At 71.5% G+C, this 14,643-nt stretch carries 9 protein-coding genes; 5 read left to right on the top strand and 4 right to left on the bottom strand.

Annotation, left to right across the window (positions count from 1 at the left end):
• Positions 1-53: 53 nt before the first annotated feature.
• On the top strand, positions 54-1,103 hold the full coding sequence (locus tag GGR16_RS15625; protein WP_019403944.1) for an endonuclease/exonuclease/phosphatase family protein: 1,050 nt from the start codon (positions 54-56) through the stop codon (positions 1,101-1,103).
• A gap of 213 nt (positions 1,104-1,316) precedes the next feature.
• Here GGR16_RS15625 and GGR16_RS15620 read toward each other — a convergent pair whose 3' ends face one another.
• The gene (locus tag GGR16_RS15620; protein WP_281380614.1) at positions 1,317-2,528 is read right to left on the bottom strand and encodes a urate hydroxylase PuuD; all 1,212 of its coding nucleotides are present in this window, start codon (positions 2,526-2,528) and stop codon (positions 1,317-1,319) included.
• 225 nt (positions 2,529-2,753) lie between these two features.
• Here GGR16_RS15620 and GGR16_RS15615 point away from each other — a divergent pair, with 225 nt between their 5' ends.
• The 3 genes from GGR16_RS15615 (at position 2,754) to GGR16_RS15605 (ending at position 9,961) form a co-directional block, all read left to right on the top strand.
• Positions 2,754-3,470 (top strand): ribonuclease activity regulator RraA, encoded by a 717-nt coding sequence (locus tag GGR16_RS15615; RefSeq protein WP_183317157.1) that lies wholly within the window; start codon positions 2,754-2,756, stop codon positions 3,468-3,470.
• A gap of 204 nt (positions 3,471-3,674) precedes the next feature.
• Positions 3,675-5,654 (top strand): autotransporter assembly complex protein TamA, encoded by a 1,980-nt coding sequence (locus tag GGR16_RS15610; RefSeq protein WP_183317156.1) that lies wholly within the window; start codon positions 3,675-3,677, stop codon positions 5,652-5,654.
• Positions 5,654-9,961: a translocation/assembly module TamB domain-containing protein gene (locus GGR16_RS15605; protein WP_183317155.1), complete on the top strand. Its 4,308-nt coding sequence runs from the start codon at positions 5,654-5,656 to the stop codon at positions 9,959-9,961. Before GGR16_RS15610 ends, GGR16_RS15605 begins: the two co-directional genes overlap by 1 nt.
• Here GGR16_RS15605 and GGR16_RS15600 read toward each other — a convergent pair.
• The 3 genes from GGR16_RS15600 to mdoH are packed head-to-tail and all read right to left on the bottom strand — an operon-like array spanning position 9,955 to position 13,504.
• Positions 9,955-10,950: a hypothetical protein gene (locus GGR16_RS15600; protein WP_183317154.1), complete on the bottom strand. Its 996-nt coding sequence runs from the start codon at positions 10,948-10,950 to the stop codon at positions 9,955-9,957. The two genes, GGR16_RS15605 and GGR16_RS15600, sit on opposite strands and share 7 nt — an antisense overlap.
• Positions 10,951-10,985: 35 nt before the next feature.
• Complete coding sequence (locus GGR16_RS15595; RefSeq protein ID WP_183317153.1) at positions 10,986-11,753, bottom strand: FkbM family methyltransferase; 768 nt, start codon at positions 11,751-11,753, stop codon at positions 10,986-10,988.
• Positions 11,750-13,504: a glucans biosynthesis glucosyltransferase MdoH gene (gene mdoH, locus GGR16_RS15590; RefSeq protein WP_246373093.1), complete on the bottom strand. Its 1,755-nt coding sequence runs from the start codon at positions 13,502-13,504 to the stop codon at positions 11,750-11,752. The genes GGR16_RS15595 and mdoH overlap by 4 nt, the downstream gene beginning before the upstream one ends.
• Before the next feature lie 131 nt (positions 13,505-13,635).
• On the opposite strand from mdoH, the gene GGR16_RS15585 reads away from it, so the two are divergent.
• Positions 13,636-14,634, top strand: coding sequence for a zinc-dependent alcohol dehydrogenase (locus tag GGR16_RS15585; RefSeq protein WP_183317151.1), 999 nt, complete (start codon positions 13,636-13,638; stop codon positions 14,632-14,634).
• The last annotated feature ends 9 nt before the right edge of the window (positions 14,635-14,643 follow it).

Here is a 14,643-nt window from a genome sequence, read left to right as displayed (position 1 = left end):
ATCAGCCGGTGTTCCGCGCCTCCCGGTAATAGCTCGCCGAAAGTGATCCCATCATGACCATCACCACCCTGGAGCGCCTCGTCACCGCGACCACCGCCGAGCTGCGCGGGCCGGGCTACGGCATCCTGGACGAGGCGCGGCGCGTGCCGGCCGTCAAAGCGGAGCATGACCGCATCGCGGCTGACCTGCCGGCGCTCAACGCCATCGAGATGCGGCCCCTGGCGGCGGTCACGGGCGCCGCCACGACCCTGCGCGTCGCGGCGTGGAATGCGGAGCGCTGCAAGTACCACGAGGCGTCCGTCGTGCTGCTCCGGCAGGTCGATGCCGATGTCGTCCTCCTGTCGGAGATGGACATCGGCATGGCGCGATCGGGCAATGTCCACACCGTGCGGCTCCTCGCCGATGCGCTCGGCATGGGCTACGCCTTCGGCACGGAATTCGTCGAGCTCGGGCTCGGCGACACGCGCGAGCGCGTCTGGCACGCGGGGCAGACCAATGCGGTCGGCCTGCACGGCAATGCTATCCTGTCGCGGCTGCCGTTCCGCGACGCGGCGGTGATCCGCCTCGACGACGGCGGGCGGTGGTTCGCAGGGGCAGAGGTCGGGCAGCGGCGGCTCGGCGGGCGCATGGCGGTTGCCGCCCGTGTCGCGGCGGCGGCTGGCGAGCTGCTCGCCGTCTCCGTCCACCTCGAAAGCAACAGCGACGCCGCGGACCGCGCAGCCCAGGCGCGGCGCCTGCTCGCCGCGGTGGAGGACCTGGCGCCGGGGGGGCCGGTCGTCATCGGCGGGGACCTCAACACCAACGCGCTGCCCGTCGGCCCGGCCGGCGCGGAACTGCCGCTCGATGCCGTCGAGGAGGCCGAGCCGCTCTTTGCCGAGATGCGCGCCGCCGGTTTCGCCTGGCAGGCCTGCAATACGCGCCACGTCAGCCTGCGCACGCGGCCGGACGGCACGCCCGAGGCGCCGTTCACCCGGCTCGACTGGCTGTTCTGCCGCGGCGTCGCCGTGGCCGATCCGGCAACGGTGCCGGCGGTCGATGCGGCCGGCAGCGCCATCTCCGACCACGACCTCGTCGTGGCCGACGTCCGCCCGCGGCAGGGCTGAAGGTACTTCCTCCCCCCACGACGTGGCGGGGAGGGCTGGGGCGGGGGCGGTCCCGCCCGTCAGATGGGATTGGAACCGGGAGCATCGGCGATCATGTTCGGTCGCCGTCCGGTGGGCGGCGGCGCCCCCCACCCCTAACCCCTCCCCGCCGCAGGCGGGGGGAGGGGGACTGGCGTGCGCTTGCGAGACAGCCGTTCGGTGATCGCCGCCGGTTTACTGCCCCGCCGCACCACCTTCGAACCAGTGCGCCAGCACGGCCCGTTCTTCGGGTGTCATCTGCGTGACGTTGCCGGGCGGCATGGCGCCGGTGAAGGCGGCCTGCATGGCGATGTCGTGGGCGCGCAGGCGGATCTCGTCACCCGTTTCGAGGAGCACGTTCTTCGGCGGCACGACGACGCCGTCCCACACCGGCTCCATCGCGTGGCACATGCTGCAGCGGCTGGTGACGATCTCCTCCACGCGGGCGAAGGTGACCGGGCCGGCCGGCGCGGCGGCGTCCATGGTGCCGCGCACGGGGCCCTTCGGCCCGAGCGCGCTCAGGAACATGACGAGGAGGAGGAGCAGGGCGGAGGCGAACCACGGCCACGTCTTCATCTCGCCCGTCTTGTGCATGGTGTTGAAGAAATGGCGGATGAGCGCGCCCATGACGATGACTGAGGCGAGGATGGCCCAGGCATATTGCGTCGCGAAGGCGAGCGGATAGTGGTTGCCGATCATGACGAAGACGACCGGCAGCGTCAGGTAGTTGTTGTGCAGCGAGCGCTGCTTGCCCTTGGCGCCGAGGGTGGGGTCCGGCGTCTCGCCGGCGATCAGCGCCGCCACCACCTTGCGCTGGTTGGGGATGATGACGAGGAAGACGTTCGCCACCATCATCGTGCCGATGAGCGCGCCCATCTGCATGAAGGCGCCGCGCCCGGAGAAGACGAGGCCGAAGCCGTAGGCGAGCGCGACGAGGAAGACGAAGCCGGCGAGGGCGAGATGGGTGTCGTTGCGGCCGAGCGGCGAGCGGCACAGGCCGTCATAGATGAGCCAGCCGAGCGCGAGGCCGCCCACGGAGAGGGCGATTGCCGCCCAGGCGGGCAGGGGCAGGACGTCGGCATCGATGAGATAGAGCTCGGCGCCCATGTAATAGACGAGCACCATCAGCGCCGCGCCGGAGAGCCAGGTGGTATAGGCCTCCCATTTGAACCAGGTCAGCTCGTCCGGCATCGATTGCGGCGCGACGAGATATTTCACCATGCTGTAGAAGCCGCCGCCGTGCACCTGCCAGGCCTCACCATAGGCTTCCTTCGGCAGGCCCTCACGCGGCTTGAGGCTGAGGTCGAGGTGCACGAAATAGAATGACGAGCCAATCCAGGCGATGCCGGCGATGACGTGCAGCCAGCGCACGCCGAAATTGAGCCATTCCCAGACGATTGCCCCCATGCCCAGCTCCCGGTGAATCGCCCGCCCGTCCGGCGGGGCGGCATCAGCCTGCATGGGGCGTGCCAGCTCGGCAAGCGCGGTTCCGTTGCCTCGGATGCCGGGCGTGCGTGGATCGCCCTGCATCCGGTGCGGAGCTGCGGTGGTTGCCTAGGGGCTCGTGCCCGGCCTATGACTCGCGCTCCCGCCCGCCGCACGCCGGGCCTCGCGAAGCTGCACAGGACCGCCATGAGCCTCGACCCCGCCGTTGCCGCCGCCCTCGCCGAAGTCTCCACCGCCACGCTGACCACCGTTCTCCTCAAGAAGGGGCTGCGCAATGTGTGGATGCGCGGCACGCGCCCGCTCGTGCCGGGGCAGAAGCGCGTCGTCGGCCCGGCCTTCACGCTGCGCTTCGTGCCGGCGCGGGAGGATCTCGCGACGCCGGAATCCTGGTCCTCCCCCACCTCCACCCGCGCCGCCATCGAGGCGATGCCGGAGGGCGCGGTGGCCGTCGTCGATGCCATGGGCGTCACCGGTGCCGGCATCTTCGGCGACATCCTGTGCGCGCGCATGCAGAAGCGGGGCGTCGCCGCCCTCGTCACGGACGGCGTCGTGCGCGACCTGGCCGGGGTGCTCGGCACGGGCCTTCAGGTGTGGTGCCAGGGTGCGGCCGCGCCGCCTTCGGTCGCGGGCCTCACCTTCGTCGGCTGGCAGGAGCCGGTCGCCTGCGGCGGCGTCGCCGTCTTCCCCGACGATGTCGTGGTGGCGGATGACGACGGGGCCGTGCTCATTCCCCGCGCGCTGCTCGGCGACGTGGTCAAGGCCGCCGTGGCGCAGGAGAAGCTGGAAGGCTGGATCATGCGGGAGGTCGAGGGCGGCGCCGCGCTGCCGGGCCTCTACCCGCCGAACGAGGCCAACAAGGCCCGCTACGAGGCCTTTCTGGCGGCGAATGGCGGCGAGGGCTGAGCTCAACGCCCAGCATCGTTAGCAAATTCTGCACGATATCGTGCAGAATGCCTGGGAATATGCGCGTGCTGCCATGCAGCCGGCCTGTGTGCCTCGATAACGGCGCAATCCGGCGGGTATAGCGGGACTCAGGGAGGCGAAGGAGGCCGCGGAAGCGGCTGAAACGTATTGCGTATCCGGTTGCCACAGGAAGAGAGGGGCGGCATGGGCCGCCCGCCGTGGTGTGGTTGGCTCGCCGCCGGCACCGCGCTGGCGCTCGTCCTCATGGTGGTCGAGGCGCAGGCCGGCGAACGGCCCGGCTTCTTCGCGCGCCTCTTCGGTGCCGAGGAGAAGGAGGAGGGGCCGGCCTTTCCCGTTCCCGACCCGGTCACCTACGACGTCACCTTCGATTTCCGCGGAGACACCGAGGATCTCGGCGACCGGCTGAAGGAACTGTCCAACCTCGAGAAGCTGAAGAACGACCCGCCCTCGGGTGGCGTCGGCCTGCAAAGGCGCGCCGAGGGCGACAAGCAGCAGTTCCTCGGCGCGCTGTCGGCCTTCGGCTATTACCAGCCGCGCGTCGACATCACCGTGGCGGGCGTCGACGTATCCTCGCCGCAGGCCCCGCAGCGCATCGATGCCATCCGCACCCGCGGCTCGGTGCCGGTGCGCGTCACGATCACCTTCGGGCCGCGCTTCACCTTCTCGCGCCTTGCCGTCGTCGATGAAGCGACGGGGCGGCCCCTCGCGCCGCCCGCCGGCTGGGCCGCGGCCAAGCTCGTGCCGGGAGAGCCGGCCCAGAGCGCGGCCGTGCTCGCCGGCGAGCGGGCCATCGTCGCGGCCCTACGCGAAGAAGGCTACGCCTTCGCCGCCGTGCCGCGGCGGGAGGCGGTGGTCGACCACGCGACCCGCACGATGGACGTGACCTTCTTCGTCGCGCCCGGGCGCAAGGCGCGTTTCGGCCGGGTGACGGTCCAGGGCACCGAGCGGCTCGATCCCTCCTTCGTCGAGGAGCGGGTGCCGTTCAAGACCGGCGACCTCTTCTCGCCCGAGCCTCTGGCCGATCTGAGGCGCGATCTCGGCGAATACGACGTCTTCAGCTCGGTGCGCATCCGCGAGGGCGATGCGCTCGATCCCGACGGCACCCTGCCCATCACCATCGAGGTGCAGGAGCGGGCGCGGCGCTTCATCGGCTTCGGCGCGAAATATTCGACGACCGAGGGGCCGGGCATCAACGCCTATTGGGGGCACCGCAACCTCTTCGGCGGAGCCGAGCGGCTGCGCCTCGACGCCCAGGTGTCGGGCACCGACATCAACACGATCGGCGTGACCGGCAAGAAGGCCGAGTGGCAGGACAAGGTCGGCTACCGCTTCGGCGCCACCTTCACCAAGCCGGGCATCATCACGGCGAAGGACGACCTCGTCGTGCAGGCGGCATACCTGCGCGAGGTGACGGAGAGCTATTCGCGCCAGGGCTTCGTCGGCGCTATCGCCCTCAAGCGGCGTTTCACGCGGGAGTGGTCGGGCCAGATCGGCCTCGACATCGAGCGCGCCAAATACCTGCGCGGCTACGACACCGATTTCGACACCGGGCGCTGGTATACGCTCGTCGGCGTGCCGGTGCAGGTCGACTACGACAGCACCAACGACAAGCTCGATCCCAAGCGCGGCATCCGAGCCTCGGTCACGGTGGAACCGTTCTCGAGCCTCCTTGGTTCGACGGTGGATATGACCATGGTCAAGGCGAGCCTCTCCGGCTACTGGGCGATCGACGCCGCGGAGCGCTTCGTGCTTGCAGGACGTGTGGGGTTCGGCAGCCTCATCGGGGCCGATCTCCGCGACATCCCGCCGCCGCGCCGGTTCTATGCCGGCGGCGGCGGGTCCGTGCGCGGCTACGATTACCAGAGCCTCGGGCCGAAGAACGTCTTCGGCCAGCCCATCGGCGGGCGCAGCGTGCTTGAGGCTTCCGCTGAGCTGCGCATGAAGGTGACGGACACGATCGGCATCGTGCCCTTCGTCGATGCGGGCATGGCCTATCGCTCGAGCTATCCCGATTTCGACGAACCCATGCGCTATTCGGCGGGCATCGGCCTGCGCTACTATACCGCCATCGGGCCGCTGAGGCTCGATATCGCCCGTGGTCTCAACAGGGAGAGGGGCGATCCGCCCTTCGGCCTCTACATCAGCCTGGGGCAGGCATTCTGATGCGCCGCTCGAGCAAGGCGGGCCGCGTCGCCCGCGCCATCCTCCTCACCGTCGTCGGGGCGGTCGCCCTCGTCGTCGTGGCTGCCGTGCTCCTGACGCGCACCGATGCCGGCCGCGCGCAGCTGGTGCGGCTCGTCGAGGCCCTGGCAAGCAGCCCCGACATGCGCCTTTCCATCGGCCGGCTCGACGGCCCGGTGCCCTTCGACATGACGGTGAGCGACGTCTCCGTCGCCGATCGCGACGGGGTGTGGCTGACGCTCGACCGCGCGCGTCTCGCCTGGCGGCCGCTGTCGCTGCTCTCGGGGGTGGTCGAAGTGACGGCGGTGGAGGCCGGGCGTCTCGCCGTGACCCGCCCGCCCGTTCCCGGCACCGAGCCGGCGGCCGAAAGCGCCGGCCTGCCGCGGCTGCCGGTCGGCGTCATCGTCGAGCAGCTCGCCGTCGATGAGATCGCCCTCGGCGAGGCGCTCGTCGGGGAGCCGGTGCAACTCGCCGTCAGCGGCAACGCGCGGCTCGTCGATCCGGCCGACGGGCTGTCCGGCGAGATCGCCGTCCGGCGAACAGACGGGGTCGCCGCCACCGTCGACGGCACTCTGCGCTTCGTGCCCGACACCCAGCAGCTCGTCGTCGACCTCAGGGCGGCGGAGCCCGCCGGCGGCATCGTCTCGCGCCTTGCGAACCTGCCGGACCTGCCGCCGCTCGACTTCACCGTGCGCGGCGACGGCCCGCTCGACGACTGGCGCGGGGACCTCGTGCTGACGCTCGGCGCGAGCGCCGAAGCACGGGCCACCGCGACCATCACGCGCGACGACGACGGCCGTGTGCTCGCCCTCGACGGCACGGCCGACATCGCCGCCTTGCTGCCGGACCGCTATGCGCCCCTCGCCACCGGCGAGGCCACGCTGCGGGCACGGGGAAAACGGTTCGACGACGGGCGCATCGAGATCGGCGAGATCTTCGCCGAAGGCGCCGGCGGCCGCGTGACGGGCTCCGGTGCCCTCGACGAGGCCCGCGATGCCGTGAGCGGCCGCCTCGTCCTCTCCCTGCCGTCGGCCATGCCCTATGCGGCGCTCGCGCCGGTCGCGCTGTCCTGGCAGGGGCTGGAGGTGACGGCGACGGTGGACGGCCCGCTGTCGCGGCCCAGGCTCGACCTGTCCGCCACCGGCAACGCCCTGTCGATTGCGGAGAACGCCATCGGCCGCGCCGTCATCGGTCTCAAGGCCGAGGCGCTGGGACCGCCGTTGCAGCCGGACACGCGCTTTGCCTTCGACGCCACGGCCGATCTCTCGGGGCTCGCGCCGCAGGCGCCCGAGCTGGCCGGAGTCATCGGCGATGAGGCGCGCCTGACCGCGAACGGCACCGCCACACTGGGCGGCGCCGATATCGCCGCCCTTCGGCTCGATCTGGCGCCGCTGGCCGCGACCTTCTCCGGCACCGTCACGAGCGATGCGGTGGACGGCAAGGTCAATGTGGAGCGGGCGGACCTTGCGGCGCTGCGCGCCTTCACGGACCAGCCGCTCGCCGGCGTCGTGGCGCTCACCGGGGATGTCTCCGCGAGCTTCGACCTGACGCGGCTCGCGGTGACGCTCAACGGCATGGCGCGCGACCTCGCGACGGGTGTCGCGCAGGCCGACGGCCTTCTCGGCCGCAATGTCCGGCTGTCCGGCGGTTTCCGCCGCAATGCGGACGGCAGCTTCGGCTTCGAGCGCTTCTCCGTCTCGGGCGCCCATGTCGGCCTCATCGCCGACGGCTCGGCGACGGCGGACCGGGCCAATGTCACGGCCAAGCTCGACCTGCCGGACCTCTCGCAGCTCGATGCGCGCGTTACCGGACGCGGCAATGTGGATGCGACGCTGACCGGCTCGCTCGATGCGCTCGATGCGCGCCTGCGCCTGACCATCGACGAGGCGAGCGCCCTCGGCCGGCCGATCGAGCGGCTGACGGCTGACATCGAGGCCCAGGATGTCACGGGTGCCGCCACAGGCCAGCTCACGCTGTCGGGCAGCGTCGACGGCAAGCCGGCGACCGGCAGCGGCCGCTTCGCGCGGGATGCGGCGGGGGCGGTGGCGGTATCGGATCTCGACATCGGCCTCGGCTCCGTCCGCGCGCAGGGCGCGTTCGACATCTCGCCGGCTTCGCTGGCGAGCGGGCGGCTGACGCTCCGGGCCGGCGACCTCGGCGATGTCGCGCCGCTGCTGCTCATCGAGATGGCCGGCGCGGTCGACCTCGACCTGACCCTGTCCGCAGAGGCCGGCCGTCAGAACCTCGCCGCCAAGGGGCGCGTGTCCGATTTCGCGGGCTTCGGCGCATCGCTTGCCGTGGCCGATGTCGACGTGCGTGTGCGCGACCTGCTCGGCCAACTCGCGGCCGACGGCAAGGTCGCGCTCGAGAGGCTCGCGGTTGCGGGCGTGGACATGCCGCGGGCGGAGATCTCGGCGGAAGGGACGCGCGAGGCGACGCGCCTCGTCCTTAACGGCGTCGTGCGCGGGGTCGATGTCGCCGCCACCGCGCAGGTCGCCATGCGCCCGGACGAGACGGTCGTGACGCTGGACAGCGCCAGTGCCTCGCGCGGCGCCCAGCGCGTCACCGTCGCCCGCGGGGCGGCGTTCACCCTGCGCGGCGGGGCGGTCACGATCCGCGATTTCACGGTCAATGCCAACGGCGGCTCGTTCGCGGTCTCCGGCTCGGCCGGCGAGCGTCTCGATCTTGCCGTCACGGCCCGCAACCTGCCGCTCACCGTCGCCGAACTCGCCGAGCCGGGCCTGGGCCTTGCCGGCCAGCTGTCGGGCGAGGCGCAGATCTCCGGCACCGCGACCCGGCCCGACGGGCGTTACCGGCTGTCGGTCAGCGGCTTCACCATGCCGCAGATCCGCGACGCCGGCCTGACGCCGCTCGCCATCGAGGCGAGCGGGACGCTGGCGGACGGCCGGGCGGGGATCGACGCCTCGGTGCGCGGCATATCGGAGGCGCCGATCCGCATCACCGGCTCACTGCCGACGACCCCAGACGGCAACCTCGACCTCACCGTCGCCGGCCGCATCGACCTTGCCATCGCCAACCGGCTCGCAGCCGGCGACGGCCAGCGCTATGCCGGCTCGGCCACGGCGGACCTGCGCCTCACCGGTACCATGGCCGCGCCGCGGGCGCAGGGCACGGTGCGCCTCGTCGGCGGCCGTTTCGAGGACGTCGTCAACGGCGTCCTCCTCGCCGACATCAATGCGACGATCACCGGCTCCGAGCGCGAGCTCGTCATCCAGAGCCTCACGGCGCGGGCGCGCAACGGCGGCGCGATCACCGGCAGCGGGCGCATCGCGCTCGATCCGGCCGCAGGCTTTCCGGGCAACATCACCCTGCGGGCGACGAATGCCCAGCTCATCTCCAACGATACGACCAATGCCGTCGTCGGACTCGACCTCGCGGTCTCCGGCCCCATGGCCACGACCCCGCGGGTTTCGGGCCGCGTGACGGTCGAGAACCTGCAGATCTTCGTGCCGGACCGCCTGCCGCCGTCGGTGACGCCGATCGAGGTGCGGCACAAGAATGCGCCGCCGCGCGTCGCCGAGCGCGCCAGGGCCGAGCGGGAGCGGCGGGCGCGCGCCGCGGGCGGGGCCTTCGACGCCGCACTCGACATCACGGTGGACGCCTCGTCGGGGCGCGTGCTGGTGCGCGGCCAGGGCATCAATGCCGAGCTCGGCGGCACGCTCACGATCCGCGGCACGTCGTCGAACCCGATCGTCGACGGCGGCTTCACCATGCGCCGCGGCACCTTCCAGGTTCTCGGCCGGCGCCTCACCTTCACGCGCGGCAACGTCACCTTCCCCGGCACGCTCGATCCACAGGTCGACTTCGTGGCCGAGGCGCCGGCAGGCGACGTGACGGCGCGCGTCGCTGTCGATGGCATCGCCTCGCGTCCGGATGTGCGCTTCTCCTCCTCGCCCGAGCTGCCGCAGGACGAGGTGCTGGCGCGGCTTCTCTTCGGCAAGCCCTCAGGCAACCTGACGGCCGGCCAGGCGCTGCAGCTGGCGCAGGCGGTGGCGCAGTTCGCCGGCGGCAACCGGGTGCTCGACGACCTCAGCCGCTCGCTCGGCGTCGATGCGGTCGACATCGACACCGACGCCAGGGGCAACGTGGCCGTCGGCATCGGCAAGCGCATCGACGACAACATCTATCTCGGCGTCAAGCAGGGCGCGACGCCGGGTTCGAGCCGCGTGACCGTCGACATCGACATCACCGACCGCATCAAGCTGCAGGGCGAGGCGGGCGCCGACGGCTCGAGCGCCGTCGGCATCGGCATGGAATGGGACTACTGAGGCAGGGGCGCCGCTTCCTTCGGGACGGTGTCGCGCTTGTCCGGCTTCGGCGGGACGTCCGAAAAACGCCCGAAGATCATGTCCGGTGCACTGGTATTGTGACGCGAGGGCACGACGCGTCCGGTCCACAGCTCCGTCGCCTCGCCGCCCGGGAAGGTCATGACCGGGGATTCGCCCCAGCCCTTGGCGCCGGGCGCGCGCCAGGCGACGCGTGCCGTGTCGGAATTGGCCTCCATCACATACATCGAGCGCAGCGCCGCGAAGGGCCTGCCCTGCGGCAGGTCGCCGGAGAAGGAGACGTCGAGCGCGACGTGCTCCTCGTCGAGGGCGGCGAGCCGGACCTTGCCCTCGCCGCCGTCGGCGAAGGCGAGCGTGAAGGTCCGCGTCGCGGGATCGAAGGCGATGTCCTTCAGCGCCACGATCGGGCGCCCCTCGTCCTTGACGGGGCCGACGAGGAAGGAACTGCCGTAGGCCGTCCAGCGCATGTCGCCGGGTGGTATGGGGCGGGCCCGCCAGTAGCCGTCCGGCGGGTAGAGCACGAGCACTTCCTCGGCGCGCTCCTTGTAGCGCACCCAGACCTGGAGGAGGTGCAGCCCGTGCTCGACACGGTCGCCGACGCGCACCGGCACGTCGTTGGGCCGCCAGAAGGAGGGATAAGTATAGCCGACCAGCCACAGGTCGGGCGCTTCATAGAAGGTGACGCGGCGCGGCTCGGCCACATGCACGGGGTCACCCTCCATGTCGCAGCTCGTCCAGTCGGCCGCCCAGCGGTCCGTGTTGAGCATGCCGAGATAGACGGGGTGCACCGCCTGGATGCGGAAGTGCTTCACGGCCGGATTGGTGAAGGTGAGGCTGACGTTGTCCTTCTCGGCGCACAGCACGGGCTCGCTGCCGTTGTCGACACGGGCGGCAAGCTCGGCAGCGCCGGCGGAGGGTATGGCGGCGGCAAGAAGGCCTGCGGCGAGCAGGCCCCGAATGGTTCTCGACATGCGTTGTCCTGTGAAAAAAGGCGGTTTCCTGCCGCTCAGGGCCTCGTTGCAGCGAGCGTCGCATAGACATCGCCCGAATTGGCGCGATGGGGCAATGCGGCGAGATGGTCCCGCATCGCCTCGGCAGCGACCGGCTCGGCGAAGGCGAGGCGCTGCTCCTCACCGAGCGACAGGTTGAAGCGGTAGCGGCCGAGATCGGCGAGCCGGTCGAGGCAGCGCCCGGCGACGTCGCGGGCGATGGTGGTGAACTCGAAGGACAGCGCCGGCAGCGGCTGCGACAGCCCGGCAAGGACCGCGTCCTCGAAGCCCTCGACGTCGATCTTGACGAAGGCCGGCAGGCCATGGCGGGCGATCAGCGCATCGAGGCTCGTCATCGGCACCGACAGGGTGCGGTCCCAGCGCTGCTCGCGCCAGCCATCGGCATCGCGCGCGGCGGCGAGGAACGCGCCGGAGGCCGTGGTGACGGTGGGATTGGCGCTGTTGACGTGGAGTTCGGCAGTTCCCTCCGCCGCGCCGACGGCGGCTTCGACGAGGGTCACGTCCCGGTCGCGGCCATGGACGAGACGCAGGAGGCGCATCGGCCCCGGCTGCGGCTCGACCGCGACGACACGCGCGCCGATGCGGCGGAAGGACGAAGTCCGGTCGCCGACATGGGCGCCGATGTCGAAGGCAAGGTCCCCGGGGGCGAGGAAGCGGCGGTGGAGCGCATCCATGGCGCGATGGCGGGCGCGGTTGCCGTGATAGAGGACGAGGGAGCGGGCGAGCCCGCGCCATTCGGTCAAGGTGGCGCCGAGCCTGCTCATGCGGCGACGGCCACCGGCTGCGGTGCCGGGCGTGCGAGGGCCGCGATCTCGGCAGGCTCGTCGAATTCCTCGGGGATGGCGCAGAGCCGATGCCGCGCGAGGAATGCGCCGAACGCCGGCCGCGCCGTGACGACGGCGAAGGGGATGGCGAGAAGGTAGCCCGCCGTGAGCGGCAGGCTCCACAGGAGGGCGGCCGGCGAGGCCCAGGCCAGCGCGCCGCAGACGGCAAGGCCGAACAGGGTCTGCGGCCACAGCCCGGCCGCTGCCGTCGCCCAGGACAGGGCATGGGCATCCCGCTCCTGGCCGTTCCAGCCCACATGTGCCCGCCCGGCGAGGAGGCCGAGCATGAAGAGGCTGGTGCGGAAGGAGGAGACCGCCCCCTGCAGGAAGGCGAAGACGATCTCGATGGCGGCCGAGAGGCCGAAGCGCACCCCGCCGCCGTAGCGGGCGAGCCCGCCGCGCGTCAGCGCGATGTCGGCGAGGCCGGCGAGCTTGGGAAAGAGGCAGATGAACAGGAAAAGGCTGTAGAGGCCGGCCGCCAGGGCCGTCGGGAAGGCGCCGGCCGCCTGTGCCTCGCGCACCGCGAAGGGCGACAGCGCGATCATCGCCGTCATGGCCGGCAGGCCGAAGAACATCAGGATGGCCCACAGGAGCTGGAAACGGCTCATCGGTTGGAGGCCCGGCAGGCCAAGAAGCCTGGCGTATTGCATGTTGCCGAGGCACCAGCGCAGGTCCCGGCGGACGAAATCCATGACCGTGGGCGGGTTCTCCTCCCAGCTGCCGCCCTCGACCGGCAGGACGCGCACCTCGTAGCCGGCGCGGCGCATGAGCGCGGCCTCGACCTGGTCGTGCGACAGGATGGAGCCGCCGAGCGGGGGGCGGCCGCGGAGCAGCGGGAGATGGCAGTCGTCGCGAAAGGGCGCGATGCGCACGAGCGCATTGTGGCCCCAGAAGGGCCCGCAATCGCCGGCCCACCAGGCGCTTCCCATGGTGTAGGGCCGCATGCCGTGGCGCATGCCGAACTGGAAGATGCGCGCGAAGCCGCTCGCGGCCGGCATGCCCGTGACGAGGCTCTGCAGGATGCCGAGGCGGGGATAGGCCTGCATCATGCGCACCATGGCGACGATCGTCTCGCCCGCCATCAGGCTGTCGGCATCGAGCGGCAGCATCAGCTCGTACTCGCCGCCCCAGCGGGCGCAGAAATCGCGCAGGTTGCCGGCCTTGTAGCCGACATTGTCCTCACGCCGGCGATAGACGGCCCTGGCACCATCCGCGAGCGTGGCGCGGAAGGCCGCGAAGGCCTCCTCCTCGGCGGCGGCGATCTCGGGACGGGAGGTGTCGCTCAGGACGAAATAGGCGAAGTGGTGCCCGTGCCCGGTGCGGGCGATGCTCTCGGCGACGGCCGAGAGGCGCGAGAAGGCGCGGGCCGGATCCTCGTTGCGCAACGTCATCAGCACGGCGGTGCGCAGGAAGACGGCCTCGCCCGAGGTGCCGGCGCTGGCGAAGGGCGCGACCTCCGCAAGCGCCCCGCGCCGGCCATGCAGCAGCCACAGGCCGATGGCGGCATTCCAGAAGCCGAGCGCGGTCCAGGGCATGACGAGGAGAAAGCAGGCGAGGAGGAGGCCGTCGAGAAGGCTCCACCCGCCGGCGGAGAGGATCCATGCCATGGCCGCGGCGAGAGCGCCGCAGGTGGCGAGGTTCAGCACGCCCATCAGGGTCCGGCGCCGCCGCAGCGCGGTGGTGGACTGCATTCCGCCCGGTGTCGTAGATGAGGAGGGTGACCCCTCGATGAGAGTCAGGGTCACAGGATCGAGCCGTTCCGTCATCTGGCACCGTCCGCTGTCGCGCCGCGGCGATATAGAGCAAAACGAAGAGAAGTGCGATGGGCATTAACGCAAGGAACCGCGAGGGTTCCGGCATTTTCGCACTGTGGTACGTGGAGCCGCGCCGCACCGAACTGCGTCCCGTCGCGCCGATCGAGCCCGGGCCCGGAGACGTCATGGTCCGCACCCTGTTCAGCGGCATCAGCCGCGGCACGGAGCGCCTCGTCTTCAACGGCCTGTGCCGCCGGAGCCATCGCCGGCGCATGTGCGCGCCGATGCAGGAGGGGACCTTTCCGTTCCCGGTGAAATACGGCTATTGCGCCGTCGGCCTGGTGGAGGCCGGGCCGGCAAATCTCGTCGGCCGCACGGTCTTCGCGCTGCACCCGCATCAGCAGATGTTCGCCGCGCCGGCCGCCGCCGTCGCCGCGGTGCCGGAAGCCGTGCCCGCCCGCCGGGCCGTGCTCGCCGCCAATATGGAGACGGCGCTCAACGCCGTCTGGGACGCCGGGGCGGGACCGGGGGACAGGATTGCGGTGGTGGGGGCCGGCGTCGTCGGCCTCCTGGTCACGTTCCTGTGTGCCGGCCTGCCCGGTGCGGAGGTGACCGTCGTCGATACCGACCCGTCGCGCGCGGCGGTGGTGCGGCGTTTCGGCGCCGGTTTCGCCCTGCCGGGTGAGGCCCCGGGGGAGGCGGACGTCGTCTTCCATGCCAGCGGCACGCCGGCCGGCCTCGCGACGGCGCTGACGCTGTGCGGCGACGAGGCCATGCTCGTCGAACTGAGCTGGTACGGGGACGAGGCGGTGCCGGTTCACCTCGGCGGCGAGTTCCACGCCCGGCGCCTCAGGCTCGTGTCCTCGCAGGTCGGGCAGGTCGCGGCCTCGCGCCGTCCGCGCTGGGAGGCAGGGCGGCGCCTTGCGAAGGCGCTCTCCCTGCTCGCCGACGCGCGGCTCGACGACCTGATCACCGGCGAGGTCGCCTTCGCCGATCTGCCGGAGGCGCTGCCCGCCATCCTCGACGAGGAGGCGGGCGGGCTGATGACCGCGGTGCGCTATCAATGACAAGTCCGA

Origin of the sequence: Chelatococcus caeni (assembly GCF_014196925.1) — a bacterium.
GTDB lineage: Bacteria > Pseudomonadota > Alphaproteobacteria > Rhizobiales > Beijerinckiaceae > Chelatococcus_A > Chelatococcus_A caeni.
The sequence above is the reverse complement of the archived record's forward strand: the minus strand, read 5'-3'. Positions and strand labels throughout refer to the sequence as shown.